This is a genomic window from Ruegeria sp. SCSIO 43209, from assembly GCF_019904295.1.
GTDB lineage: Bacteria > Pseudomonadota > Alphaproteobacteria > Rhodobacterales > Rhodobacteraceae > Ruegeria.
Map to the genome: position 1 here is coordinate 1,455,741 of NZ_CP065359.1, position 26,226 is coordinate 1,481,966.

Annotated in this window: 22 protein-coding genes; 5 read left to right on the forward strand and 17 right to left on the reverse strand. The window is 56.4% G+C overall.

The genetic code is table 11. The features are described from left to right. Positions 1-26: 26 nt before the first annotated feature. Positions 27-779, reverse strand: coding sequence for a cytochrome c biogenesis CcdA family protein (locus I5192_RS07360; RefSeq protein WP_170393160.1), 753 nt, complete (start codon positions 777-779; stop codon positions 27-29). A gap of 105 nt (positions 780-884) precedes the next feature. Here I5192_RS07360 and I5192_RS07365 point away from each other — a divergent pair, with 105 nt between their 5' ends. Beyond that, the gene (locus I5192_RS07365) at positions 885-1,118 is read left to right on the forward strand and encodes a sulfurtransferase TusA family protein (RefSeq protein WP_170393161.1); all 234 of its coding nucleotides are present in this window, start codon (positions 885-887) and stop codon (positions 1,116-1,118) included. A gap of 56 nt (positions 1,119-1,174) precedes the next feature. Here I5192_RS07365 and I5192_RS07370 read toward each other — a convergent pair whose 3' ends face one another. The 6 genes from I5192_RS07370 to purC form a co-directional block, all read right to left on the reverse strand. Then, positions 1,175-4,006, reverse strand: coding sequence for a ribonuclease E/G (locus I5192_RS07370; RefSeq protein ID WP_223118086.1), 2,832 nt, complete (start codon positions 4,004-4,006; stop codon positions 1,175-1,177). Positions 4,007-4,512: 506 nt separating this feature from the next. Further along, positions 4,513-5,847, reverse strand: a complete 1,335-nt coding sequence (locus I5192_RS07375; RefSeq protein ID WP_170393162.1) for a sigma-54 dependent transcriptional regulator — start codon at positions 5,845-5,847, stop codon at positions 4,513-4,515. An 11-nt stretch (positions 5,848-5,858) separates the two neighbouring features. Next, the gene (locus tag I5192_RS07380) at positions 5,859-7,637 is read right to left on the reverse strand and encodes an ATP-binding protein (protein WP_370644429.1); all 1,779 of its coding nucleotides are present in this window, start codon (positions 7,635-7,637) and stop codon (positions 5,859-5,861) included. A gap of 36 nt (positions 7,638-7,673) precedes the next feature. Then, entirely contained in the window at positions 7,674-8,342 is a 669-nt protein-coding gene (gene purQ, locus I5192_RS07385) for a phosphoribosylformylglycinamidine synthase subunit PurQ (RefSeq protein ID WP_223118087.1), read from the reverse strand. Between the two features lie 25 nt (positions 8,343-8,367). Beyond that, a complete protein-coding gene (gene purS / locus I5192_RS07390) occupies positions 8,368-8,598 on the reverse strand; it encodes a phosphoribosylformylglycinamidine synthase subunit PurS (RefSeq protein WP_010439914.1) in 231 nt (76 codons plus the stop codon). A gap of 100 nt (positions 8,599-8,698) precedes the next feature. After that, entirely contained in the window at positions 8,699-9,454 is a 756-nt protein-coding gene (gene purC, locus I5192_RS07395) for a phosphoribosylaminoimidazolesuccinocarboxamide synthase (RefSeq protein WP_170393164.1), read from the reverse strand. A gap of 187 nt (positions 9,455-9,641) precedes the next feature. Here purC and I5192_RS07400 point away from each other — a divergent pair, with 187 nt between their 5' ends. Together I5192_RS07400 and bmt are read left to right on the forward strand one after the other, a co-directional pair. Continuing rightward, positions 9,642-9,962, forward strand: a complete 321-nt coding sequence (locus I5192_RS07400) for a DUF1476 domain-containing protein (protein WP_170393165.1) — start codon at positions 9,642-9,644, stop codon at positions 9,960-9,962. Between the two features lie 121 nt (positions 9,963-10,083). Continuing rightward, on the forward strand, positions 10,084-11,097 hold the full coding sequence (gene bmt, locus I5192_RS07405) for a betaine--homocysteine S-methyltransferase (protein WP_223118088.1): 1,014 nt from the start codon (positions 10,084-10,086) through the stop codon (positions 11,095-11,097). Positions 11,098-11,105: 8 nt separating this feature from the next. On the opposite strand, the gene I5192_RS07410 is transcribed toward bmt, so the two are convergent. The 10 genes from I5192_RS07410 to I5192_RS07455 form a co-directional block, all read right to left on the reverse strand. Next, positions 11,106-11,882, reverse strand: coding sequence for an enoyl-CoA hydratase-related protein (locus I5192_RS07410; protein ID WP_223118089.1), 777 nt, complete (start codon positions 11,880-11,882; stop codon positions 11,106-11,108). A gap of 73 nt (positions 11,883-11,955) precedes the next feature. Next, the gene (locus I5192_RS07415) at positions 11,956-12,411 is read right to left on the reverse strand and encodes a cytochrome c-type biogenesis protein (protein WP_170405571.1); all 456 of its coding nucleotides are present in this window, start codon (positions 12,409-12,411) and stop codon (positions 11,956-11,958) included. After that, positions 12,408-14,372 carry a heme lyase CcmF/NrfE family subunit gene (locus I5192_RS07420; protein WP_223118277.1) on the reverse strand — a complete coding sequence of 655 codons (1,965 nt, stop codon included), beginning with the start codon at positions 14,370-14,372 and terminating at the stop codon, positions 12,408-12,410. The genes I5192_RS07415 and I5192_RS07420 overlap by 4 nt, the downstream gene beginning before the upstream one ends. Positions 14,373-14,446: 74 nt before the next feature. After that, on the reverse strand, positions 14,447-15,025 hold the full coding sequence (locus I5192_RS07425) for a holin family protein (protein WP_223118090.1): 579 nt from the start codon (positions 15,023-15,025) through the stop codon (positions 14,447-14,449). Continuing rightward, positions 15,016-15,627: a holin-associated N-acetylmuramidase gene (locus I5192_RS07430; RefSeq protein WP_223118091.1), complete on the reverse strand. Its 612-nt coding sequence runs from the start codon at positions 15,625-15,627 to the stop codon at positions 15,016-15,018. Before I5192_RS07430 ends, I5192_RS07425 begins: the two co-directional genes overlap by 10 nt. Before the next feature lie 149 nt (positions 15,628-15,776). After that, entirely contained in the window at positions 15,777-16,223 is a 447-nt protein-coding gene (ccmE, locus tag I5192_RS07435; protein WP_170405562.1) for a cytochrome c maturation protein CcmE, read from the reverse strand. A 7-nt stretch (positions 16,224-16,230) separates the two neighbouring features. Beyond that, a complete protein-coding gene (argC, locus tag I5192_RS07440) occupies positions 16,231-17,259 on the reverse strand; it encodes an N-acetyl-gamma-glutamyl-phosphate reductase (RefSeq protein ID WP_223118092.1) in 1,029 nt (342 codons plus the stop codon). A 94-nt stretch (positions 17,260-17,353) separates the two neighbouring features. After that, positions 17,354-18,163, reverse strand: coding sequence for a glutamate racemase (murI, locus tag I5192_RS07445; protein WP_223118093.1), 810 nt, complete (start codon positions 18,161-18,163; stop codon positions 17,354-17,356). Positions 18,164-18,171: 8 nt separating this feature from the next. Next, positions 18,172-19,050: a lysophospholipid acyltransferase family protein gene (locus I5192_RS07450; protein ID WP_170393174.1), complete on the reverse strand. Its 879-nt coding sequence runs from the start codon at positions 19,048-19,050 to the stop codon at positions 18,172-18,174. A gap of 78 nt (positions 19,051-19,128) precedes the next feature. Next, positions 19,129-22,548: an indolepyruvate ferredoxin oxidoreductase family protein gene (locus I5192_RS07455; RefSeq protein WP_223118094.1), complete on the reverse strand. Its 3,420-nt coding sequence runs from the start codon at positions 22,546-22,548 to the stop codon at positions 19,129-19,131. Positions 22,549-22,717: 169 nt separating this feature from the next. On the opposite strand from I5192_RS07455, the gene I5192_RS07460 reads away from it, so the two are divergent. Both I5192_RS07460 and I5192_RS07465 read left to right on the forward strand, forming a co-directional pair. Further along, positions 22,718-23,626 (forward strand): LysR family transcriptional regulator, encoded by a 909-nt coding sequence (locus I5192_RS07460; RefSeq protein ID WP_170393176.1) that lies wholly within the window; start codon positions 22,718-22,720, stop codon positions 23,624-23,626. A gap of 269 nt (positions 23,627-23,895) precedes the next feature. Continuing rightward, entirely contained in the window at positions 23,896-26,142 is a 2,247-nt protein-coding gene (locus I5192_RS07465; RefSeq protein ID WP_170393177.1) for a mechanosensitive ion channel family protein, read from the forward strand. Positions 26,143-26,226: the final 84 nt, after the last annotated feature.

Genomic DNA, 26,226 nt, shown 5'->3' on the forward strand with positions numbered 1-26,226 from the left:
ATCCATCCGTGTTTAAAGCCAGAGGGTTAACCGAGGTTTGCCAAAGCCGGAAATGTTTCCAGCAGCCACCAGCTGAATTCGGTGAACAAACCGGTGACAAGCATGATGCCGACAAAAAGCAGCAGCCCGCCCATCACCTTCTCGATTGTGCCCATATGCGGTTTGATGCGGTTCATAACCGCCATCGAGCGGTTCAGGAACATCGCAGCCAGCAAGAATGGAATGCCCAGGCCTGCCGCATATACGCCAAGCAATACGGTGCCACGCGTGACTGATGCCTCGGAGGCGGCCAGCGACAAGATTGCACCTAATTGTGGGCCGATACACGGCGTCCAACCGAAGGCGAAGGCCAGTCCCAGAATATATGCCCCGAACACAGATCCGCTGGAGTCACCCGTATCAACGCGTGCCTCACGATCCAACAAAGGAATACGGAACACGTTCAGAAAGTGCAGGCCAAAGACAATGACGACAGCGCCCGAGAGTTTGGCGAAAAGCACCTGATTCTGAAGAACAAACGCCCCAAAGACCGAGGCTGTAAAGCCTAGCAGCAGGAACACTGTCGATAGACCCAAAACAAAAAACAGTGCCGCCAGGGTCGCCTTGCGCCGCGCGCGCGCCTCATCCTGCATCTCGTTGATAGTTACACCGCTCATATACGCGAGGTACGGTGGCACAATCGGCAGCACGCAGGGAGACAGAAAACTTATCAACCCGCCCAGCATGGCGATAAACATGGCAGGCAGAAGGCCCGCGTCTATGATCTCAATTCCGAACATGACTCAGCACATATGGTATCGCGCGGGTTTCGTCACGAGGCCATTCGGTCACATCCTCGTGGTTGCGCGCTGGACAGTATCGCTCGTTAGAAATATCTCAGCCCCATGACCAATGAGATTGAAACACTGGATGCGTTGGGATTGTTGTGCCCCCTGCCTGTTTTGAAGGCTCGGAAGCGCCTGAAATCCTTGCCTGCGGGGGGTATGCTGCGCGTGCTGGCCGATGATCCAGCCGCGATTATCGACGTACCGCATTTCTGCACCGAATCTGGCCACACACTTGTCTCGCAAGATACAGTGGATGGTCATCAGATATATGTGATCCAAAAATCGGCCTGAGGATTCTTTGGAACGCACCCTAATGAAAAAGGCGGGCCAGTTGGCCCGCCTTTTTCTTACTGTCCCAATGACCACCACCCTCGGCGCTTTGGCTTGGCCGGCGCGGGTTCGGGTTCGTCCGCCACTGCCTCCAAGACCGGCTCTGGGGTGGCTGCTTCAATGACTTCGGGTTCTGCTGCCACGGTCGATTCTTCGGCTTCTTCGGCAACCGGTTCAGGCGCTTCAGCAGGTTCCTCTGGCACTTCTTCATCGACTTCAGAAGCCGACGTTGCTTCGGCGATCTCAAGTTCTGATGGTGCATCAGCACTATCGGGCTCAGCGGCTGGTTCGATGCTTTCAGACTCATCGGCTGGCTCTTGCTGTTCAGCCTCGGCGGCCTCAGCATTGACCGGCTCTTTCTGCGGATCGGAGTTCGCATTATCCGCTTCGGTCTGCGTCTCGCTTGCTTCGACTGTGGCCTCAGTATCCTTTTTGCGTCGACGCGGTGCCCGGCGCTTTTTCGGTTTGGCCGCTTTCTCAGCATCTTCCTCAGCAACAGGCTCAGCCTCGGTCTGCTTGGTATCGACGCTCTCAGCTTCGTTGCTCGAGTCGGTTACACTGTCTGCGTCAGACTCGTCTGCATTGCCATCCGGCGCGTCACCATTGCCCGAACTCTTCTTGCGCCGGCGCCGACGCCGTTTACGCTTGGGCTTGGTCTCTTCCTCGCTCTGAACCGCAGTTTCTTCTTCGTTTTCGTCCTCATCCGTGGCGTCGACCATATCCATCAGCGACGCATCAACCGATACCACCGGCGCAGTTGCTTCAGGAACAACGCGGCTAGCGGTCTTGAACTTCTCCATCGAGAAGTCGGGACTGACCAAATGAACGTCCCCTTCGATCCGAACCGACAAACCATACCGCGCTTCGATCTGCGCGATGTGTTCGCGTTTCTGGTTCATCAGGAAGTTGGCGATGCTAACCGGGCAACGCACCAATACCTCACGCGAACGGCGGCGAGTGCCTTCCTCTTCAATCTGGCGAAGGATTGACAGTGCCATATTGTCGTCCGACCGGATCAGGCCGGTGCCATGGCAAGACGGGCATGGCTGGGTCGTCGCCTCAAGCATTCCAGGACGCAGACGCTGACGGCTCATTTCGAGCAGTCCAAAGCCCGAAATCCGGCCCACCTGAATACGGGCACGATCCGTTTTCAGCTTGTCCTTCAGTCGCTTCTCAACGGCCGAGTTATTTTTGCGCTCGTCCATATCGATGAAATCGATCACGATCAGACCGGCCAGATCGCGCAGACGCAATTGGCGCGCCACTTCTTCGGCGGCCTCCAGATTGGTCTTCAACGCGGTTTCCTCGATCGAACCTTCTTTGGTCGCCCGACCCGAGTTCACATCGATCGCCACCAGCGCTTCGGTCACCCCGATCACGATATAGCCACCGGATTTCAGCTGAACCGTCGGGTTGAACATCCCGGCCAGATAGCTTTCCACCTGATATCGCGCGAATAGCGGCAGCGCGTCTTCGTATCGCTTCACGTTCTTGGCGTGCGACGGCATGATCATCTTCATGAAGTCTTTGGCGATGCGATACCCGCCCTCGCCTTCAACCAGAACCTCATCGATGTCGCGATTATACAAGTCGCGGATCGAGCGTTTGATTAGGTCGCCTTCTTCATAAATTTTCGCAGGCGCAATGGATTGCAACGTCAGCTCGCGGATCTGCTCCCACAGTCGTTGCAGGTATTCATAGTCGCGCTTGATCTCTGATTTGGTCCGCTTGGCACCCGCCGTGCGAACGATCAGACCCGCGCCCGTGGGCACGTCAATTTCAGCGGCAATGTCCTTCAGTTTCTTCCGGTCAGCGGCATTGGTGATCTTGCGGCTAATTCCGCCGCCCCGTGCGGTATTGGGCATCAGTACGCAGTACCGACCCGCCAAAGACAGATACGTGGTAAGTGCCGCACCCTTGTTGCCGCGCTCTTCCTTGACCACCTGCACCAGCAGGACCTGACGCACCTTGATAACTTCTTGAATCTTGTAGCGGCGCGGGCGTGGCTTGCGCGGAGGACGGATATCCTCGCTATCGTCTTCGTCTGCGACCGACTCGATGGTATCGTCTTTCGAAGCCGCGTCAGCGCTTTTGCTTTCTGTCTCGCCATCCGCCTCGGGCTCATCGCCAGAAGCTTCCGCCTCTTCTTCGTCAGACTTGGCTTCGACCTCATCCGAAGGTTCTTCTTGGTCGGTATCAGTTGCTTCGACAGGCGCGTCTTCCGCTACCTCAGCAGTCTCTTCTGGCGCTTCCGCCTGCTGATCTACATCTTCGGACTTGGCTTCTTCGATCGGAGCTTCTTCAGCGACAGGCTCGGCGGCATCCTCAGGCTCTTCCACCGGCGTCTCGGCAACGATTTCCATCGGAGACGTCCCTTCGGGCACCTCCGTCTCTTCACCGTCATCCAGATCGATGGTTTCCATTCCGGTCGGCTCTGAGGAAACCTCCAGCGTCTCAACCGGATCGTCCGTCTTGACGTCAGCGGCCTTCGAGCGCGAACGCGACCGGCGCTTCTTGGGCTTTGTTTCCTCGGCCTCATCCCGCGCCTTCATCGCCTCGGCATAGGCGCGCTCTTCCTCCATCAGCGCCTCGCGGTCAGCGACGGGGATCTGGTAGTAGTCGGGATGGATTTCGGAAAAGGCCAGAAACCCGTGCCGGTTCCCGCCGTAATCCACAAATGCCGCCTGTAGCGACGGCTCAACCCGTGTTACTTTTGCAAGATAGATGTTGCCAGCAAGCTGGCGTTTGTTTTCGGATTCAAAGTCAAATTCCTCAACCTTGTTTCCGTCGACCACCACAACGCGGGTTTCCTCCGCGTGGGTGGCATCGATAAGCATTTTCTTAGCCATGTGTCCTTGGTGCACCGCGCCAAACGCGTTGTCCTGACCCGTCCAGGCGGACAGGCGCTTTTGGGGAGGTGTCTTGTACGGGCGATATCGGACGGCGCGCGGCAGGGTCTGGCGCTTTGGCCCCCTGCCCGTATACTCAATCGTTGCGCGCGCGTCATCGCGGTTCTTCTCCGACAGGCGCGTCTAAATGCGGCCCGCCCATTTATTCCTTTCACCCGCATAGACGGGTTCAGGCGTTCATCTGCCCCATTGGGGCATAATCGGTCTGCCGCGCCGCGCGGGATCTATCCTCACCATCAGCTCAGCAGCGAAACTCAAAACACGGGGCTTGCAGGCACAAAATACCCGGCCCGTTCGATCACAATAAAAGCAGTCCTGTGGAAAAGACAATGGGCAAACTGCATCGCGACCCAAGAACGCGCCGAAGAGTCCCTTCATCTGTTCAGAATATCCAGGGGTTGAATTGAACCGCAGGCTCAAGAGGGGGCTGGCCCCCTCCTCCGCCTTCACAGGTAATCCGAACGCTGCAACCCGTACTTCGCCATCTTTTCGTTCAGTGTCCGGCGTGGCAGGCAGAGTTCTTCCATCACCGAGGCAATCGATCCCTTGTGACGGCGCATCGTATTGTCGATCAGCATCCGCTCGAAGGCTTCAACATATTCCTTCAACGGCTTGCCTTCAGTTGTCATCACTGGCTGCATCTCTTCGTGATCCGACATCAGCAGCGAAGCAATTGTCCCCGACCCGCGCCGCGACTGCAGCACCGCACGCTCAGCAATGTTGATCAACTGCCTCACATTCCCGGGCCACGGGGCCTGAAGCAGTTGAGCCGCTTCCTGCGCACTGACCTGAGGCGCGTCGCAGCCATATTCCTCTGCGAACTGTTCGCTCAGACGGGTGAACAGCGTCAGGATGTCCTCACCCCGCTGTCGCAGCGGAGGCATGGTGATGCGCAGCGCCGCCAACCGATAGAACAGATCGGGACGCAATACATCTTCTGAGGTTTTGCCCGCTTCCTGCAGGTTCGAAATCGCAACGATCCGCGTTTCCGCAGGGGTGCCCTGCTCATTCATAACGCTCAAGAGGCGGGCCTGCAGCGTATCACTCAGGGCTTCGACATCCTCAAGAACCAGCGTACCGCCGCGGGCCTCTTCGATGGCGGGCAACTGCGTGTCCTCGGGCAACATCGGGCCAAACAGGCGTTTCGACAGCGCTTCTTCCTCAAGTGCTGCGCAAGAAACCAGGACGAATTTCTTACCCGCCCGGCTACCAACCGCGTGCAATGCATGCGCCACCAAAGTCTTTCCGGTTCCGGTTTCCCCATCGATCAGGACATGACCATCCGCCTGCCCCAGATCCAGAATATCTTCACGCAACCGCTCCATGACGGGGCTGGCACCGATCAGCTTGTTCATGATCTGCGTACCGCCAGACAGCTCACGCCGCAGGGCTCGGTTGTCAAGCGTCAGACGACGCGCATTGCTGGCGCGTTTGGCCAGTTCGGACATGCGATCGGGGTTAAACGGCTTTTCAAGGAAATCGAACGCCCCGACACGCATCGCCTCTACGGCCATTGGCACGTCACCATGTCCCGTGATCATGATCACCGGTAGCGTGCTATCGGCCCCCATCAGCTTTTTCAGCAGTTGAATGCCATCCATTCCCGGCATCTTGATGTCAGAGATCACGATCCCGGGATATTCTGGCCCCAAGACCTTGAGCGCATCCTCGGCACTTGAAAAGGTTTCGGTGTCGTACCCCGACAAAGCCAGCCACTGGCTGATCGACTGGCGCATGTCCTGTTCATCATCCACGATGGCGATTTTCATGGCCTGTGCCATAGTCACTTCCTCTATTCCGCGGCCTCAAGGCCGTCGCTTCCCAATATGGGCAATTGCATCTCAAACACCGCGCCACCCTGTTGGCCGTTGCGCGCGGTCAGCCGTCCGCCATGGTCGTTCACGATCCCGGACGAGATGGCAAGCCCCAGACCAACGCCGTCCCCCGGGCGTTTGGTCGTATAAAACGGCTCGAACAGGTTTTCGATATCCTCGATCCCGTGGCCATTGTCCCGCACGGTCAGTACCGCAGTTTCACCTGCAGCGAGAATGATCTCGACATCCGGCTCATCCACAGACTTGGTCGCATCCAGCGCATTGCGCAAGAGATTGACCATAACCTGTTCGATCCGCATCCGATCACCCATCACTATAACAGGTTCTTCGGGCAAAATCTGGGTTATCTTCACATGCCGCTGACGCAGCTGCGGTTCCATCATCGACAGGGACGAGGCCAGCGCTTCGCCAAGATTTACTGGCGAAAACGCATCTGCACCTTTGCGCGCATAGGATTTGAGCTGGCGCGTGATCGCTCCCATCCGCTCGATCAATCCGTCGATCCGCCCAAAGCTGGCCAACGCCTCTTCGGGTCGGTTTCGACGCAAAAGCAGACGCGCGCCGGCCAGATAAGTTTTCATCGCAGCCAGAGGTTGATTTAACTCGTGACTGACTGCCGCAGACATCTCTCCAAGTGCTGCCAGTTTTGAGCTCTGGGCAAGGGTTTGTTCGGCAACTTCCAGCGTCTTTTCAACACGTTCACGCTCAGCGATTTCCCGCTGCAGCCTTACGTTCAATGCGCGAAGCTCCGCCGACTCGCGCTGGAACAAGGTCATGCGCAACGTCGCTCTGCGGCTGAGCGCATAGAAGGTCAGTGCCAGAAGAATCGCAAAGGCCATGATCTCAAGCGCCAGAACGCTGTTCACCCGCTCGCGGATCGACGAATAGGTGGTGAACGAGGTCATTTGCCAGCCTCGGAACGGAATACGGGTCTCCATCCGCATCACAGCCTCGCCCTGAAGATAGGCATCGGGGGGCAAAGCGCTCCAATCGGTTGTGGCCCGGATCGCGCGCTGGATCGCGTTCTGAGGGGGTTGGCGCAACATGGCACCGCTTTCATCTAGACCCCGCCACTGAGGCTCGGTCGAGAGGATGATCGTTCCAGTGCTGTCTGTGACCATCACCGCGTCAGAAATACCAGCCCAGGCGCGTTCAAATTTCTGCAAATCAACTTCGACTACGATCACGCCAAGGATCTCTGCATTCGCCTCGATTCGCCGCGAGTACACAAAGCTATAACCGCCGGACTCACGTGGAATGACCGAGAATATAGTGGCATTCGATCGAATTGCATCGATGAAGTAAGGCGAGTTCCGGTGGCTTTCCTGCAACCGGTTCCGGTCGGTTGCAGCACGTGTCAGGCCATCCCCATCCAGCAAAACCAGCGAGGCCGCCCCGATTTCTTCAACGAAAGAGATCAGGCGCTGGCTCGACAGCGTGTAATCGCTGGATTGCAGGGCCGAAATCAGGGTGGGGTCACGGGCGAGCAACTGCGGCACGATGGCGTTGCGTCGCAACTCACTCAGCAGGTTGCCGGAATACAAGGCTAACCGCAGTTCGGCGCGGTTTCTGGTCGATTCGGTGAAGCGACTGGTTAGCAGACTGTTGGTGATCCACACTGTGGCGACGGTAGCAAGCAGCAACAAAAAAACGGCAAGCCGCAGCCGCCAGCCCATAGGCGCGCCGCGAAACCGGTTCAGAAACCCTTTGCTGTCTGCTTGATCTTCCGCGCTCATGTACTGACGCTACGCGTCCCGACTGATGACCTCAAGTCACGCGGGCGTCAGCACCCCGGCCAATGCGCGGAAGAGCGCCGTCCCGTCAGTGCCTCCGTGGCCTGAATCCGCCGCCCGTTCTGGGTGGGGCATCATGCCTAACACGCGCCGGTTGTGCGATAAAATCCCTGCAATATCGTCGCGCGAACCATTGGGATTTTCGGCATATGTGAAGGCAACGCGATCCTGATCTTTCAACTCGGCCAAGGTCTCATCGTCTGCGAAATAATTGCCATCGTGATGCGCAATCGGGATATCGATCACATCCCCGGCATTGTACCCTTCAGTAAAGGCGCTATCGCTGGTTTCGACTTTCAGTCCGATCGTTTTGCAGATGTATTTCAGACCGGCATTGCGCAACAGCGCGCCAGGCAGAATTCCGGTTTCGGTCAGAACCTGAAAACCGTTGCAGATGCCGACGGCATAGCCACCACGCTCGGTATGCGCGGCCAGCGCTTTACAAATGGGCGATTGGGCCGCAATCGCGCCGCAGCGCAGATAGTCACCATAGGAAAACCCACCCGGAACACCGACAATATCTATGCCCTCGGGCAGCGCGGCATCTTTATGCCAGACCATATCGACGGAAAAACCGGCCTGCTCGAAGGCGACGGCAAGGTCCCGATCACAGTTGGAACCAGGAAAAACGATGACGGCTGCGCGCATGGCGGACCCTCCTAGGTCGGAAAACTCAGAGCAGTTCGATCTCGAAGCGTTCGATGACCGTGTTGGCCAACAGCTTTTCGCACATCTTGGTTACGTCCGCCTCGGTCGCGCCGTCTGCCAGTTCCAGATCGATCACCTTGCCCTGACGGACACCTTCGACCTGATCAAAGCCCATCGCACCCAATGCGTGACGCACAGCCTCGCCCTGCGGGTCCAGAACCCCGTTCTTGAGCATCACATGCACACGTGCTTTCATTTTCGAGAACTCCACTGATGGACCGCGCATCGATCCGTTTCGTTGGGCGCGGGATACCCCGCTTGGGCTTGTCGGACAACCCTGTCGATATGAGACAGGATCAGTTGATCAGCGTTGGTTTTGTGACATTGCTTTTGGGCAGAACGCCAAGACGGCGGGCGACCTCAGAATATGCATCAGTCAGACTACCCAGATCACGGCGGAACACATCCTTGTCCAGCTTCTGACCGGTTTCGATATCCCATAGACGGCAGCTATCGGGGCTGATTTCGTCCGCAATGATCAGTCGTTGGAAATCGCCTTCGAACACGCGCCCGATCTCGATTTTGAAATCGACCAGACGAATACCAACCGCCAGCATCACGCCGCTCATGAAATCATTAACGCGCAGTGCAAGGCTCAGGATATCGTCCATATCCTGCTGGCTCGCCCAGCCGAATGCCGCAATGTGCTCTTCGGTCACCAGCGGATCACCCAGCGCATCGTCCTTGTAGCAGTATTCAACAATCGGGCGCGGCAGTTGAGTACCCTCGGCGATACCGAGGCGTTTGGACATCGATCCGGCGGCATAGTTGCGGACGATCACTTCCAGTGGAATGATCTCACAATTCCGCACAAGTTGTTCTCGCATGTTCAGACGGCGAATGAAATGCGTCGGAACTCCGATCTGGGCCAGACCGGTCATGAAGAATTCGCTTAACCGGTTGTTCAGAACGCCCTTTCCATCGATCACGTCTTTCTTCTCGGCGTTGAAAGCTGTGGCGTCATCCTTGAAGTACTGCACGATGGTGCCCGGCTCGGGACCTTCATACAGGATCTTGGCTTTACCTTCGTAAATCTTCTTGCGACGCGCCATGAGCGACCTTTCCAGTCTGGGGAAAGGGAATGAGTCCCTTCACGTTGGCGCCCTCATAGTGCAAGCCCCGCTTTCCCGCAAGTTCGCAACCCCGAGAGGCTTTGACGCAGCGCAAATACCTTGCGCACAGGGCGTCGTATAGTCATATCATCAGAAAAGAACATCTAACCCAAGAGGTCCCCAACCAATGACCACATTCGACGAACGTGAAGCCGCGTTTGAAAACAAATTCGCTCATGACGAAAAGATGCAGTTCATCGCCCGGATGCGCCGCAATCGATTTATGGCTGTATGGGCCTCGGCGCTGAAAGGCGAGACTGTGGAACAGGCACGTAAATACGGGCAGGAACTGGTCCACACCGACCTGCAGAATGTCAGCGAAGACGATGTTGTCGAGGCGGTCAAAGGGTACCTCGGTGATCTCGCGGATGAGGCTAAAATCCGCGAGAAGATGGTCGAACTTCTGGTCGAAGCCAAAGAGCAGGTGATGGCGGAAGCCGAGTCCTGATGCCTGAGCTGCAAAACTCATGATCTTCATGAGTTTTATGAATTTGATTTGACGCCCCGGTCATGAGACACGGGGCGTCTCATATTTTGACGGGCTGTGGCCCCAATTTTGGAATACTCCAATGACAAACGCGCTCAGCAACCTTCTGGAAACCGTTGACGTCATTCTGGCGGATGGCGCAACCGGGACGAACCTGTTCAACATGGGCCTGCAATCAGGCGATGCGCCGGAATTGTGGAACGTCGATGCGCCTGACAAGATTCGTGCTCTGTATCAGGGCTCGGTCGATGCCGGCAGTGATCTGTTTTTGACAAACACATTTGGTGGAACAGCCGCGCGTTTGAAGTTACACGACGCCCAGAACCGCGTGGCCGAGCTGAATCGTATTGGCGCTGAACTGGGTCGCGAAGTCGCTGATAAGGCAGGTCGCCCGATCATCGTGGCCGGCTCTGTTGGCCCGACCGGCGAGATCATGGAACCTGTCGGCAGTCTTTCACACGCCGAAGCCGTCGAGATGTTTCATGAACAGGCTGCGGCGCTAAAGACTGGAGGCGCAGATGTTCTGTGGCTTGAGACCATAAGCGCGCCGGAAGAATTCCGGGCTGCGGCAGAAGCGTTCGCTCTGGCAGATATGCCGTGGTGCGGCACCATGAGTTTTGACACGGCTGGCCGCACAATGATGGGTGTTACATCTTCTGATCTGGCAATGATCGTGGAAACTCTGCCCAATCCTCCGGTTGCGTTCGGGGCGAATTGCGGCACTGGTGCCTCGGATATACTGCGGACGGTGCTTGGGTTCGCTGCCCAAGGAAACGAACGTCCACTGATTTCCAAGGGCAACGCAGGGATTCCGAAATATGTGGACGGTCATATCCATTATGACGGAACGCCTGAACTGATGGGCCAGTACGCTGCCATGGCGCGCGATGCAGGTGCAACGATCATTGGCGGTTGCTGTGGCACTATGCCTGCGCATTTGCGCAAAATGCGCGAGGCGTTAGATAACGGTCCGCGCGGCGAGCGCCCGACCCTGGATCAGATCGTATCGGCGCTTGGTCCGTTTACCTCAGCCTCAGATGGCACTGGGGACGAGGCCGTTCCCGAACGGCGCACTCGTCGCCGCCGCCGGGCCTGATTGAATGATCAGCGCCCTTCGAATTTCGCAGGGCGCTTTTCCAGAAAGGCTACGACGCCTTCGGCAAAGTCTCGGGTACGTCCGCATTCGCCCTGCAGGTGGGCTTCGGCTGCAAGTTGCTGAGGTAATGTTCTATCGTAAGTTCCCCGGATCGCTTGTTTGATCGCGCGAAACCCGGAGGTTGGGCCATTCGCCAAATACGCGGCTCTCTTGCGCCAATGAGCGTCGAACTCATCATCTGCAACCGCTTCCCAGATCAATCCCCATTCATCCGCCTGGCGCGCGCTGATCTTGTCTGCAAACAACGCTGCACCCATCGCTTTGGCAAACCCCATCTGACGCGGCATGAACCAGGTGCCGCCTGCATCGGGCAGCAGACCGATCCGAGCGAAAGCTTGCAGGAAATAGGCACTCTGGGTTGCTATCACTACATCGGCACAAAGTGCCAGGTTAGCCCCCGCCCCCGCTGCTGGCCCGTTAACTGCCGCTATAGTTGGCACGGGGCAATCATAGACAGCCTCAAGCATCGGTTCATATTCGTCCCGAAGCGCGCGTTCGAGGTCGATCTTTCCTGTGCTCGACGCGTCGCCAAGATCTTGCCCCGAACAAAAGGCAGGTCCAGCACCGGTCAGGACGATCGCGCGAGCGTGTTGCGCGGCATCTTTCATTGCGTAGGTGATCTCGGCCCGCATCTGCGTCGTCAACGCATTCATCTTATCCGGCCGGTTCAATGTCAAAACCGCCAAATTATCAGTAATGTCCAGAAGGACCGCTTCGTATTCCATGCAAAACCTCAGCTGCGCAGCGTTCTGCAAAACACTGACGCAAATGCGGAAAAAGGAAAAGAAGAACCGCGCGTCAGTCTTCCAGAATTCGGCGCAGACGCTCTTGTTCTTCCTCACTAAGGCCTTCTGAATGCGCTACTTCCTGATGCTGCGCACGCTTGCGCAAAAAGTTCCACCCCATGCCGGCCGCTATCAGCAGCATGACAGGAGCCGACAGCCATAACAACAGATTGGCGCCGGTCGCGGTGGGTTTCAGCAGCACATATTCGCCATAGCGATCAACGATGAAGTCCACAACCTCTTGATCAGTATCCCCCGCAACCAGACGTTCTCGCACCAAGATACGCAGATCACGCGCAAGTTCAGCATTGCTTTCGTCAATGCTTTCGTTCCGGCACACCAAGCAGCGCAGACCGGTACTAATATCCCGCGCTCGTGTCTCGAGCGCCGGGTCGTCAAGCACTTCATCCGGCTGAATAGCCATGATCGGGGATGCAATCAGCAGCAGGATAACAAGCAGGCGCTTCATTCGGCAGGAACCCCGCTTGCAGGCGTTTTCCGTGCACCGGCTGCAACACGGAAACGGCGATCCGACAGGCTGAGCACACCGCCCAGAGCCATGAGGATACATCCGCCCCAAATCCAGTTGGCCAGAGGTTTGATATAGGTACGCATCACCCAGCCGCCATCAGCTTGTTGATCCCCGATCACAACATATAGATCGCGCAGAAAGCGGTAGTCGATTGCAGCCTCAGTTGTCGGCATCCGTGCCACAGGGTAGTCGCGCTTTTCCGGGTTAAGAGTCGCGATATAGCGCCCGCCCTTTTCAGCGATTACATCCGCCATGGTCGAAAAATAGTTCGGCCCCTGTACCTGACGCACGTCTTGCAGTGTCAAAGTGAACTGCCCGACCTCAAATGGCTGACCCGGTTGCGCGATACGAATATCCTCAACCTCCCAAGCAGTCAGACCCGCGATGGCAAACATGGTGACGCCCAAACCCGTATGGGCCACCGCCTTGCCCCAATCCGCACCCGGCAGTCGGAACAGGCGTGCCAGATTGCCTTTGCGGCCCGTGCGGCTCCAAAGATCAACGATGGCACCGAAGGTGATCCACGCCCCCAAGAATAGACCCACAGGTCCCAAAGCGCTGCGTCCGGTTTGCATCACCCAGACCAGGATCGCGATCGCGACCGCCAGAACAAAGGCATAGCGCAAGGACCATGCGGCCCGGCCCAACTTGCCCCGTTTCCACGGCAGCATTGCGCCAACGGGAAGAACGATTCCGAGGGCGACCATGAAGGGGGTAAATGCCGCATTGAAGAACGGCGCGCCCACCGAGAGTTTTCTGTCAAACGCCATCTCGGCCACCATTGGCCACATCGTACCAAAGAACACGACGAAGCAGCTAACGGCCAGCAAGATGTTGTTCAGAACCAAAGCACTTTCGCGGCTGACCATTCCGAAGACACCCTTCGCCTCCATCGCCTGCGCGCGTGCAGCAAACAGGGTCAACGCACCGCCGGTAAAGATGATCAGGATGAACAGGATAAACACGCCACGCTCAGGATCATTGGCAAAAGCATGGACCGAAGTCAGCAGCCCCGATCTCACGATAAAGGTCCCGATCAGAGAAAACCCAAACGCGATAATCGCAAGCAAGATCGTCCAGCTTTTCAACGCCTCGCGTTTTTCCACCACGATGGAGGAATGCAATAGAGCGGCCGCCAGTAGCCAAGGCATAAAGCTGGCGTTCTCAACAGGATCCCAGAACCAGAACCCGCCCCAGCCCAATTCGTAGTAGGCCCACCAGGATCCAAGCGCGATACCGATCGTCAGGAAGACCCAAGCCGCCAATGTCCAAGGCCGAACCCAACGCCCCCAAGCCGCGTCCACCCGGCCCTCGATCAATGCAGCAACGGCAAAACTGAACGCCATGCTGAGGCCGACATAGCCCAGATACAGGAATGGCGGATGGAAGGCCAAACCGGGGTCCTGCAGCAGCGGGTTCAGGTCCCGTCCATCGAACGGAGGAACAGGCAGTCGGTCAAACGGGTTCGATGTGAAGAGGATAAAGGCATAGAAAGCCACTCCGATCGCGGCCTGAACGGCCAGCACCCGCGCCTTTAAGGTCGGAGGCAAGCCAGCGCCGAATATGGCGGCCATCGCGCCGAATATCGCTACAATCAGGACCCATAACAGCATCGAACCTTCATGGTTTCCCCAAGTCCCGGTAATCTTGTAGAGCATCGGTTTTGCCGAATGGCTATTCTCGACCACGATCCGCAACGAGAAGTCAGACGTGGTAAACGCCCAGACCAGCGCACCAAAGGAAAAGGCGGCCAAGATGAACTGCGTGATGGCGGCCGGTTCTGCGAAAACCATCCACCCGTTCCAACGGTTGGCAGCCCCAATCAACGGCACCACAGTTTGGACGATGGCAACGAGGAAGGCTAAGATAAGTGCAAAATGGCCGAGTTCTGTAATCATGGCCTGCTTATACTGCGGCACCGGTGCAAGTGCCATTCACATTCGCCTCGGATCACCGCACATAATGTCGCGCCTCAGGTCTTTCGTAGCCGCTTCCAGTCCTCCAATGCAGGGTTCGATTCCGGCTGGTTGACTGCTTCGGCCAACGATGCGTCCGAGCCAGTATCGGCGGCATCCGGACTGTCATCGCGCAACCCGCGGATCGTTTCAAGATTGGCGATCACCTCAGGCGCCCTCAGCATTGTCGCGCTGATTTCCCTTTGAAAATCCTGCGCTTTGATCTGATGCCGCGCGCCAAAGTAGAACGACACGATCACCCCTAACAGCCACCACAGTGGCTCTGGCACCAGCGCAATTCCCTGCATTCGTGCTGCGAACCACAACGGATCGATCATGGCGGCCAGAAACAAACCCAATGTTCCCAAAGCCAGCGCCGGTCGCGGAAGGCGATTTAGCCCATCCATGAATCGATCAAACCTGGTTTTGCTTGGAGCTTGGAATTCAGTGCCGAATTGCGCCATGGCCGCACCGCGCAGTTCGACAGAACGCTCGGCACCGCTTTCTACATTTTCGCGAAACACTTCCGCAGTTTCGCGAACCACATTGCGACCTCCGCCAAACAAGAGCGCCAACAAACCCGAGATCAAACCCATCCTGAAACCCTTTTCTGAAACGCGTCCTCGCTCAGATGATACTTGGGCGATAAAAACTCTTCGGCACGCTTGATCCATCCGCCTTTGCCGCCCGCGCGAGTTCTGGCATATTTGCGAAGAGCGATCCGCCGGTCTGCTAAACGGAAGTAATAGTTTCGTCTTGCGACCCCATAGGCATCACGAAACACCAGAGGCTTTGGACTAGCCGCCTCGCGGCTCGCCTGCGCAGTCTGAGGGCCGATGACCCCGTCAACCGTAATGTCATACTCCATCTGCCGCAGCAGGTTCTGCAGGATTTTCACCGCTTGAGCTCCTGCATTGACGTACATGTCGAACACGGATGCCTGTACGGCTTTCGGCAGCACCTGAAGGCGTGGTTTCTCAAAATAGTGTTCCAGAAAAATATCGACGGCCTGCGCTTTGCTAAGCATGCGCACGTCTTGTTGCGTCACCGAACCATCTCGGTCCAGATCGAGACCCAATCGGCGCATGGTATGGATCGTCACCCCGTATTTCGTGGCACCACCGGGATCATCGGGATCATCCACAAAACCACCTTCCCGCGCCACGATCCCTTTTGCAATCTGCCGCACTGTCCGCATTGCCGCCCTCTCTGCCAAACTTTGGTAAACGGTCGGACAATTTCGTTAACACCACTGCAAAACAAAGGGCGCTGCCTACCTCTCGCACGCAACGCCCCGCTTCTTCTGTTTAGAAATATTAGCGCCGATGGCATTCAGCGATGCTGCATTCAGCTATCGCCTGATTCCTGATAAACGCCTTGCTCTTTTAATGCGTCCACAACCTCTTTGGGCATGTAGGTTTCATCATGTTTCGCAAGGATTTCAGTGGCTTCAAAGACTCCGTTCACATAACTTCCGGTGCCCACCATACCCTGATTTTCCGAGAACAAATCAGGCAGAACACCGGTAAAAGCGACCTTTACGCTTTCACCGCCGTCGGTCACGACGAAATGCACAGTCTCACCCTGCCCGCGAATGATCGAACCTTCTTCGACCAATCCACCTATACGGAACACCTCGGTCGGTTTCGGCGGTTCTGCAATCACCTGACTGGGTGAGCGGAAAAAGTTGATGCCATCACGCATCGCATATCCGATCAGACCCGTCGCCAGTATCAGGGCCGCAACAGCCACTAGAATGACTTGTACACGACGACGTTTCTTAAGCGTTTTCATACCGTCCTCACGGGAACAAGGGGGCCATCATCAGACCCAGGGTTTCATCCTCACCTAACATCAGGTTGGCGTTCTGCAAGGCTTGCCCACTGCTACCTTTTGTCAGGTTATCCAATGCTGCCACCACGATTGCACGGCGTTCGATCCGATCTCCAACGACACCGATATGGCAGAAGTTCGACCCCCGCACATGGTGGGTCGAGGGCGTCTCGCCAAATGGCAGCATCTCAATGAAGGGCTCGGCTTCATAGGCCGATTGAAGTGTCTCATACACGCTCTGCGGGTCACCCTTTACATAGGTTGTGGCCAGAATACCCCGGTTGGCTGGGATCAGGTGCGGTGTGAACTGCACATGCACCGTCCGTCCAGCCAGTTCCGTGAATTCCTGATCAAACTCGCCCAGATGCCGGTGCGTCCCGCCAACGGCATATGCGTTCGCCCCTTCACTGAGTTCTGCGTGCAATAGATTCTCTTTCAGCGCCCGACCTGCGCCCGAGACCGCGCATTTCAGGTCCAGAATGATGTCATCCAGATCAATCACACCCGCCGAAATCAGCGGACGCAGCACATACTGACCCGTCGCGGCATTGCATCCGGTCCCGGCAACCAGCCGAGCGCCGCGGATTTCGTCACGGTAGAACTCGGTCAGACCATAAACCGCCTCTTCCTGATGCCCAAGCGCGGCATGTGAATTCCCATACCACTTCTTGTATTCGTCGCCATCGCGAAGTCGAAAATCTGCTGACAGGTCAACAATTTTCAAGGTGTTGGGCAGTTCGCGAATGACTTCCTGACTGGTCTTGTGCGGCAGAGCGCAGAAACACAGGTCGATTTGGCTAAAGTCGATCTCGGAAATCTTGCAAAGCACCGGCAAATCCATATGGCGCAGATGCGGAAATACCTGCGCCATTGTCTGTCCAGCCTTCCGCTCGGCGGCCAGAGCTTTGATTTCCATATTCGGATGCCCGGCGATCAGCCGCACGAGTTCCGCGCCGGTGTAACCAGAAGCGCCAAGAATTGCGATTTTGTGGGTCATGTCAGACCTCTTTCATTCATGTGTCACATGGGGTGACCGCCGCTGTGACGGTCAACGAATTACGGAATCGGAAAAGCGCCGTCCTTGACCTAGGTCAGGCGGCTTCAAAGGTGATTTGTCGTCGGAGGAACTGAGTCGCGCGATCCGTCACAACGCCCGGCGCACCCGTTGTCAGGAAGCCATCAGTGCCCTCACCCAGCATATTCGGATGCCGTTGCAAGTAGTCTGCAAGGCTTTCCGCAACCAGATCACCCTGGCTATAGACTTTCACATCCGGTCCGAGCGCCTGCTGAAACGTCTCTGCCATCAGCGGGTAATGCGTACAGCCCAGAATGGCTGCTTGCGGTTCCGGCATCTTGCGCTTCAGAGCATCCACATGGCTGCGTACCAAGGCCTCGGCCAAGATCATGTCGCCCTCTTCGATGGCGTCCACCACCCCGCCGCAGGCTTGCGCCTCGACATCAACCCCGATCGCCCGAAACGCCAGCTCCCGCTGAAACGCACGGCTCGACACAGTCGCGGGCGTCGCAAACAGCGCAACATGCTGCACCTGAACCTCACGCGGCGGAGAGTTGTCGCCCCATTGCCGTTCAGTCAGCGCCTCAATCAAAGGCACAAATACGCCCAGTACACGCTTTCCTTCTGGCACGCCCGCTTCTTGCATCCGACGCAGGGCGGCGGCGCTTGCGGTATTGCAGGCGAGAATCACCAGATTGCAGCCTCGATCCCAAAGGTCCTGCACAGCGTTTCGTGTCAGGTTAAAGATATCCTCGGCATCGCGCACACCATAAGGCGCATGCGCGCTGTCCGCGAAATAAAGGAAATCAACGTCGGGCAGACGTTTCTGCGCGGCGTTCAGGACGGTCAAACCACCCAATCCGGAATCAAAGATACCTACTGCCATTTGCCCCTTCAGGCGCGATGCCGTTCCTCGAATTCATAGCCATAGTCATAAGACTTCAATGGCTCTGGAGACAGCTCATACGTGGCTTTGCGCAGGAAATCCATCATCTTGCGCGTATCCTTGCCCAGCGGGTCCAGAATGTCGCGCCCAATGGGGTCTCCTACAACCACGCGGACAGGGGTATCGACACGTTTCTTGAACTCTTTGATCAGCAACCCCATCCGCAGAGTGTTGTGTAGATGGCTGGCAATCTGGAACAAACGCGAGGTGTGTCCATCGAAGAAAACCGGCACAACGGTCGCATTGGATTTGGCAACCATCCGCGCTGTAAATCCGCGCCACCCTGGATCCATCGGATGAGAAAATGGCTTGGCCGCAGTGCTGACGGTGCCACCCGGGAAGATCCCGATTGCACCACCATCGCTTAGGTAGTTCAGAGCGGTTTTGCGGGTCGCAAGATTCAGCTTCATCGCATCTTTTGTGGCATCAAACGAAATTGGCAGCACGATGCTGTTCAGGTCTTCAGCTTTGCGAAAAACATGATTGGCGAGAATGCGAAAGTCTGTCCGAGTCTGAGACAGGATGTGTCCCATCATTAGCCCGTCTAGAATGCCGTAAGGATGGTTCGCAATCAGGATCAATGGCCCATCTTTTGGGATGTTCGACAACGCACCGCCAACCACGTCTAATGTCAGCCCATATCGATCCACCATTACGGACCAAAAATCACGCCCCTGTGCGACCTCCTGCTCATACCCGTCAGCGCGGCGGATAAGACGCAGACGACCGGTCGTGTTTTCCATCAGCTTGATCACTATACGCCCGCTCCGCGTTTCTGCGGAATGGGCGTAAGAGATGTCACGAGCGACGTGATGGCGCGAGGGCATAGGCTACTCCGGTTTGCTGCCGCTTAGATAAGGCCGGGTAGACATTTTGCATAGGTTTGATGACAAGCTTGTAAAGCCTCACTCTGCCGCAGCTTTCATCTGAGGCCCGCCATCGCGAATAACAGCCAACAATTCCTCGCGCCGTTTCGCAGCCTTAGCCTCATTGGCGACCAAAACCGGACCGAAACCGCGAATGTCCAATGGCAGAGCCGCAAGGGCCGCGATCGCATCACTGGTTTCGGGCGTCAGACTGGGCAAAACCTCTTTCATGTCCTTTTCATACTGGCGGATCAGAGCACGCTCCATTTTGCGCTCTGTCGTGTAGCCAAAGATATCCAGCGGAGTGCCGCGCAAACCTTTCAGCTTGGCTAGAACCTTCAACGGACCAAGAAACCACTCTCCGAACGCTTTCTTGGCCGGGCGTCCATTGTCGCCCTTCGTCCCCAGGGTTGGCGGCGCAAGATGGAAGGTCATCTTAAAGTCACCATCAAACTCGGCCTCCGCCTTCTGGCGACTGTCGAGCAGCAATCGGGCGACTTCATATTCATCCTTATATGACAAAAGCTTATGGTAGCCTTTGGCAATAGCCTCACGAACGTGTTGATCTGCAACGCTGTCGACCAGCTTGCGATAACGTTTCGCCAACCGCTTGTTCTGATAGTCGATCAGGTGCGCAGCGCGGAAATCGATCACTTGATCGAGGGTCTTTGGTAACTCTGCTACGTTGGGGCGCAAAATATTGGCCACGTCGTCGGGGTGGGTCACCGCCCAGCGACCAACTTCAAAGGCGCGTTTGTTGCGCTCGACCGCCGCACCATTCAACTCAATAGCACCCATTATCGCTTGGTGACTGATCGGTAGCAGACCACGCTGCCAGGCTGCGCCAAAGACCATCATATTGGAATAGATCGAGTCGCCCATCACGGCTCGCGCCAGATCGGTGGCATCGAAAAGGGCCACCCCATCTTTCAACCGCGCCTGCAGCGCAAGCTGCAATTGATCGCTGGGGATTGTGAATTCTGTATCGCGCGTGAAGTCACCGGTGATAATCTCATGACTGTTCACAACGGCGCCGGTCTGGCCGGTTTGCGTGAGGCCAAGCGTCTTGGCCCCGGCCGATACCACCAGATCACCGCCGATCAGCGCATGCGCCTCGCCAGTGGCAACACGGATCGCGCTGATATCTTCGGGCCGGTTGGCCAGACGGCAATGGATATGTACGGCGCCACCCTTCTGTGCGAGGCCGGCCATTTCCATCATACCGGCACCCTTGCCGTCGATTTGTGCGGCTTGCGCCAGAACCGCCCCGATGGTGACAACGCCTGTGCCACCAACGCCGGTGATCACGACATTATGGGTGCCGTTGATCTGTGGCAAAACGGGGTCCGGTAGGTCGGGCAAGTCGAGGTCGGTCGTCGCCTCTTTGCGGATTTTCGCCCCTTCAACGGTTACAAAAGACGGGCAGAACCCGTTCAAGCAGGAAAAATCCTTGTTGCAGCTTGACTGATCAATCGCACGCTTGCGGCCAAGTTCGGTCTCTTTCGGTACGATGGAAACGCAGTTCGACTGAACGCCGCAATCTCCGCAACCCTCACAGATATCGGTATTTATGAACACTCGCTTATCGGGGTCGGGGAACGTGCCGCGCTTGCGTCTCCTGCGCTTTTCAGCTGCGCAAGTCTGAACATAAACAATGACCGATACACCCTCTATTTCGCGGAATCTTTCCTGAACCTGCATCAGTTTTGAACGCTCGAACGTCTCAACGCCCGAAGGCAACGCACCAAAATTCACATCTTCTTTTTCGTCGTAAACGACGGCAACGTTGCTGACTCCCATCGCGCGGACCTCGGCGACGATGCGTTCGGCACTTAGCCCACCTTCGTTCTCCTGACCTCCGGTCATCGCAACGGCGTCGTTATAGAGGATCTTAAAGGTGATATTTGTGCCCGCAGCCAGTGCCGCCCGGATCGCCTGCACGCCGGAATGGTTATAGGTGCCATCGCCGAGGTTTTGGAAAACATGTTGTGTGGTCGAAAACGGAGCCTCGCCAATCCAGTTCGCCCCTTCGCCGCCCATCTGGGTGAAACCGGTGGTTTCGCGATCCATCCACTGCACCATGTAGTGACAGCCAATCCCGGCATAGGCTCGGCTGCCATCAGGCAGCTTGGTTGAACTGTTATGCGGACATCCTGAACAAAAGTATGGTAAACGCGCCGCGATTTCCTGCGCATTGTCAGCCCGGCGCGCTTCGGACAGCGCCTCCAGTCCGGCACGAACGCCATCTGTATCGCGCCCCTCTTCGATTAGGATCTCACCCAGCTTCTCGGCAATCATGATCGGGTCAAGCGCCCCTCGGGTCGGGAACAGTTCTTCGCGGTGCAGCGTCCCCGCGCCGCCTTTGTACCAGCCATAAACACGGCGCCCACGACGGTCGTCAAAGATCGCTTCTTTAACCTGAACTTCGATCAGCTTGCGCTTTTCCTCGACGATCACGATCAGATCCAGCCCCTCAGCCCAATCGTGGAAGCCCTTCATATCCAAAGGGAAAGTCTGACCGATCTTATAGGTGGTAATGCCTAGCCGTTCGGCCTCATCCGCGTTGATGTTCAGCAGCGACATGGCATGAGTCAGATCAAGCCAGTTCTTACCCGCCGCCACAAACCCAATCTTGGCGCCCGGTTTTCCCCAGACCCGCTTGTCCAACTTGTTGGCGTGCGAAAAGACCTCTGCCGCAAAGCGCTTGTGGTCGATTACGCGCGCTTCCTGCAGATGCGGCGTATCACCCAGCCGAATATTCAGCCCACCCTCTGGCATATCGAATTGAGGGGTGACCAGCTGCATTCGGTCAGGGCGGCCATCTACGACGGAAGTCACTTCGATCGTGTCTTTCATCGTTTTCAGCCCGACCCAGACCCCGGCGAACCGGCTGAGCGCGAATCCGTAAATGCCATAGTCCAGAATTTCTTGCACACCTGCCGGGCTGACCACGGGCATATACATGTCCACCAGTGACCATTCCGACTGATGTAAAACGGTCGAGCTTTCACCCGTGTGATCATCGCCCATGGCCATCAATACACCGCCATGTTGCGCCGTGCCCGCCATATTGGCATGGCGCATCACATCACCGGATCGATCTACGCCCGGCCCCTTGCCATACCAGAGCCCAAAAACACCATCGAATTTTCCGTCGCCACGCAGCCCCGCCTGTTGGCTGCCCCATAATGCGGTTGCGGCCAGATCTTCGTTCAATCCGAATTGAAAGGTGACATCCTTTTCGGCGAGTTGCTTTTCTGCACGAGACATCTGAAGGTCTACAGCCCCAAGCGGAGACCCCCGATAGCCTGTGACCAGACCCGCTGTGTTCAATTCCGCCGCAGTGTCTCGTACTTTTTGCATCAGCATCAAACGCACCAGTGCCTGCGTTCCGTTCAAAAGAACCGGGCTTTTGGACAGGTCGAACCGGTCGTTGAGTGAAATTTTCGGCTGACTCATCTGACGTCTCCCCTCGTCGGATTAGTGTGCTTTATTCTCGTGCATATTAGGTCATAAATACTGACCTGTATAGTGATTTTACTCTATTCCGTAACGATTTCCGGGTTTCATTGTGGAATTTGTTACCTGTTTCATATAGGGCTGCGCGAGGATAACGAAAGTTGCGGCGATGGATTGGGATAAGCTCAGAATATTTCACGCGGTTGCAGACGCTGGCAGCCTCACACACGCGGGAGACAAGCTCAATTTATCTCAATCCGCAGTGAGCCGTCAGATCCGCGCGCTTGAAGAATCACTCGATGCAACCTTGTTCCACCGCCATGCACGCGGTCTTATTCTGACAGAACAAGGCGAATTGCTGTTCGATGCCACGACGGCCATGCTGAAACGTCTGGATGCCGCTGCAGCGCGTATCCGGGATAGTGAAGATGAGGTCTTTGGCGTACTGAGGGTGACCACCACCTTCGGGTTCGGCACGCTGTGGCTCGCACCGCGCCTACCGAAGCTCTATGAACAGTATCCTGACCTCAATATCGACCTCATGCTTGAAGAGCGGGTATTGGATCTGCCAATGCGTGAAGCCGATGTGGCCATCCGCATGAAAGAGCCCAGCCAGGCCGATCTCGTGCGCAAACGTCTGATGACAGTGCAGATGCTGCTCTATGCAACGCGCAGCTATTTGGATGCTCATGGTGGGGCGCCTGAAACGCTGGAAGACATTTCCAAGCACCGATTGATCTGCCAAACGCCCGCAGCCCCTCAGGTTGGGGCAAGCGCGTCGATGGTTCGTCACCTTATGACATACAATCCCGGCTCGTTGCTGACCGTGAACAACTATTTCGGCGTTCTTCAGGGCGTGCTGCATGATCTGGGTATCGGAGTACTTCCTGATTATGTGACTGAGGACTTCCCGGATCTGGTCCCCGTCATGTCAGACATCGAAAGTGCTGATGTACCGGTTTACCTCGCCTACCCCGAAGAATTGCGTCATTCCAAACGGATAGCGGCATTTCGGGACTTTGTGCAGGATGAGATAATCGCCCATCGCAAACAGCTAAGGCAATTGGGCAAGCTATAGCCATGCACTCAGAGCATAGCGGGCATGACGCCGGGGTCTGCTAATAGACCTTGATCGTTAATAAACTGATCCCTAAATGAGCACATGAAGGCGGTGATGCTGAAACGCTCATCATCTTCATACCTCCCTGTTGGACTACGGCCGAGCTTAGTGCTCGGCCTTTTTTTTGCGCGAGGCTGATGCAATTCAGTGGAAAGCACTGGGAAAATCCAACGCGTAGGCCTATGATCCCGAAAAAACACCTAAATTTCGTGTTCGAGGGCTAATTCATGTTCCACTCATTCCGCCTATTGTTGGCGATGATTTCAGTCTTGTTCCTGGCCGTGCCACTTCATGCACAAGACACAAGCACAACCGCTACAGTTGAAATTCCCGAAGATCTGACGCCAGAGCAGGTTGATGATCTGGTTGCGCGCATGTCTGACGACCAGGTACGGGCAATCCTTCTGGAACGCCTTGACGCTGTTGCCGAAAAGCAAGCGGCGGAAAAGGAAGGTCAGGAAGACCCGCTGACCGAGCTCAATGAGATCTGGGCAGAAATGGTCGCATCCTGGACACATGTTCTGACCACAGTTCCCAATATCATCAGTGCGCAAATCACTGCATTTAGCAATTTCTCTGACAAATTGGGGGGCGCTGGTGTTCTGACGCTAATGGGGCTGGTGCTTTCGGTCCTGATAGTCGGCTTCATTGCTGAGAAGCTATTTATTTTTCTGACCCGCCGCTGGCATGAGGCAACCGAGCCCTCGGGTGACGCTGATCTCAGAGGCGCTGTGAACTATCTGTTCCGCCGATTTTGCCGCGAAATTGCAGGGCTTATCGTATTCTACGTCGTCATTCGGGCGATTGGCCGAGGATTGCTGAGCCCCGAGCAGATCATCTATGCAGCCCCATTTGTATTCTACCTAATCTGGGTGCCGCGTCTGGGGGCAGCAGTCTCGCGCTTTGTTCTTGCGCCGCAAAAGCCACAATTCCGATTGGTAAACATTGACGACCACTGGGCAAAATACCTGCATCGCAACCTGATCGGTCTGCTGATCCTTATCGGCTTTACCTTGTTCGTACTAAGATTCAACGCGCTCAACGGGGTAACCGGCGATCAGACGCGCATCGGTTTTTGGCTGAACGCAGCAATCCACGTCTATATCGGCATAATCGCCTGGACTGCGCGCGAAGGTTTGTCACAGATGATGCTGGGTACCGACCCGGACCACACCAAGTTCGACGAAGAAGTCGCGCGGTATTACCCGTATTTTGCAATCGGCGTTTCGGTCGTGATTTGGCTGCTGGTCGAATTCCTGGTGGCACAACGCAACCCGGCGCTGATCCGCGTGCTGTCCGGTGGAGCGCATTTCACAACCATGTTCTGGCTGTTGATTGCACCTGCACTTGATACATTGATACGTGGTTTGGTGCGCCACCTGCAGCCGCCAATGTCGGGCGAAGGGCCATTAGCAGAACGCGCCTATCGATCGGCCAAGCGCAGTTATATTCGCATCGGTCGGGTGATTGCTGGCCTCTTCGTCGTCTTCATGATTTCCCGTGTTTGGCAGCTTGATCTGCGCCATGTTGCGTCCGCAGGTATCGGTGCCGAAGTTGGCGGCGCAATCATCGAGTTCCTGCTGATCATCGCTGTCGGCTACATCCTGAACGAGATCGTCTCGCTGTGGATTAACCGTCGTCTGGCCAAGGAACAGACAGCGGCCGAGGAGCTGGATGAAGAAGCCGGCGGAGAAGGTGGCGGCGCGGGTGGTTCGCGTCTGGCGACCGTCCTGCCCTTGTTGCGGATTACCGCACAAGTCACCATCTCGGTGATCTTCGGCCTACTGGCCCTGAGCGCTTTGGGCATCAACATCACGCCGCTGCTGGCTGGTGCTGGTGTTTTGGGTCTGGCCATCGGCTTTGGTGCGCAGAAACTGGTGGCCGATATCGTTGGCGGCATCTTCTTCCTGATCGATGACGCCTTCCGCGTTGGCGAATATGTAGATGTCGGCGGGACCATGGGAACGGTCGAGAAAATTTCGATCCGCTCAATGCAGCTTCGCCACCATCGTGGTCCGGTGCACACTATACCTTACGGGGAGATTCAAAAGCTCACCAACTTCAGCCGTGACTGGGTGATCATGAAGTTGAAATTTACTGTGCCGTTCGACACCGACCCCAACAAGGTCAAGAAGATCTTCAAGAAGATCGGTGCCGAGATGATGCAGGACGAGGTTCACAAAGATGGCTTCCTGCAGCCCTTCAAATCTCAGGGTGTGTTCGACTTCGACGATGTCGGTATGATCATCCGAGGCAAGTTCATGGCCAAGCCCGGCAAGCAATTCACACTGCGTAAGGAAATCTTTAACCGTGTGAAGGCCGAATTCAACGCAAATGGTATCGATTTCGCCCGCCGCGAGGTGCGCGTCGCCATCCCGGGGTTGGATGAGGCTGAGAACATAACTGAGGAACAAAAAGCTGCCGCCGGCGCAGCCGCCGCAGATGCGGTCAACAAAGGGCAAAACCCCGCCTGACACTTAGGCTTCGACACGTTTCAGCCGCTGGCTGAACCAAATCAGCACGCCTCTGAAATCGGAACCGGTCTTATGGCCGGTTCC

Coding starts and splice junctions, on each gene's coding strand:
- I5192_RS07360 (WP_170393160.1), bottom strand. CDS start 779: ATGTTCGGAATTGAGATCATAGACGCGGGCCTTCTGCCTGCCATGTTT.
- I5192_RS07365 (WP_170393161.1), top strand. CDS start 885: ATGACCAATGAGATTGAAACACTGGATGCGTTGGGATTGTTGTGCCCC.
- I5192_RS07370 (WP_223118086.1), bottom strand. CDS start 4,006: ATGGCTAAGAAAATGCTTATCGATGCCACCCACGCGGAGGAAACCCGC.
- I5192_RS07375 (WP_170393162.1), bottom strand. CDS start 5,847: ATGGCACAGGCCATGAAAATCGCCATCGTGGATGATGAACAGGACATG.
- I5192_RS07380 (WP_370644429.1), bottom strand. CDS start 7,637: ATGAGCGCGGAAGATCAAGCAGACAGCAAAGGGTTTCTGAACCGGTTT.
- purQ (WP_223118087.1), bottom strand. CDS start 8,342: ATGCGCGCAGCCGTCATCGTTTTTCCTGGTTCCAACTGTGATCGGGAC.
- purS (WP_010439914.1), bottom strand. CDS start 8,598: ATGAAAGCACGTGTGCATGTGATGCTCAAGAACGGGGTTCTGGACCCG.
- purC (WP_170393164.1), bottom strand. CDS start 9,454: ATGGCGCGTCGCAAGAAGATTTACGAAGGTAAAGCCAAGATCCTGTAT.
- I5192_RS07400 (WP_170393165.1), top strand. CDS start 9,642: ATGACCACATTCGACGAACGTGAAGCCGCGTTTGAAAACAAATTCGCT.
- bmt (WP_223118088.1), top strand. CDS start 10,084: ATGACAAACGCGCTCAGCAACCTTCTGGAAACCGTTGACGTCATTCTG.
- I5192_RS07410 (WP_223118089.1), bottom strand. CDS start 11,882: ATGGAATACGAAGCGGTCCTTCTGGACATTACTGATAATTTGGCGGTT.
- I5192_RS07415 (WP_170405571.1), bottom strand. CDS start 12,411: ATGAAGCGCCTGCTTGTTATCCTGCTGCTGATTGCATCCCCGATCATG.
- I5192_RS07420 (WP_223118277.1), bottom strand. CDS start 14,372: ATGATTACAGAACTCGGCCATTTTGCACTTATCTTAGCCTTCCTCGTT.
- I5192_RS07425 (WP_223118090.1), bottom strand. CDS start 15,025: ATGGGTTTGATCTCGGGTTTGTTGGCGCTCTTGTTTGGCGGAGGTCGC.
- I5192_RS07430 (WP_223118091.1), bottom strand. CDS start 15,627: ATGCGGACAGTGCGGCAGATTGCAAAAGGGATCGTGGCGCGGGAAGGT.
- ccmE (WP_170405562.1), bottom strand. CDS start 16,223: ATGAAAACGCTTAAGAAACGTCGTCGTGTACAAGTCATTCTAGTGGCT.
- argC (WP_223118092.1), bottom strand. CDS start 17,259: ATGACCCACAAAATCGCAATTCTTGGCGCTTCTGGTTACACCGGCGCG.
- murI (WP_223118093.1), bottom strand. CDS start 18,163: ATGGCAGTAGGTATCTTTGATTCCGGATTGGGTGGTTTGACCGTCCTG.
- I5192_RS07450 (WP_170393174.1), bottom strand. CDS start 19,050: ATGCCCTCGCGCCATCACGTCGCTCGTGACATCTCTTACGCCCATTCC.
- I5192_RS07455 (WP_223118094.1), bottom strand. CDS start 22,548: ATGAGTCAGCCGAAAATTTCACTCAACGACCGGTTCGACCTGTCCAAA.
- I5192_RS07460 (WP_170393176.1), top strand. CDS start 22,718: ATGGATTGGGATAAGCTCAGAATATTTCACGCGGTTGCAGACGCTGGC.
- I5192_RS07465 (WP_170393177.1), top strand. CDS start 23,896: ATGTTCCACTCATTCCGCCTATTGTTGGCGATGATTTCAGTCTTGTTC.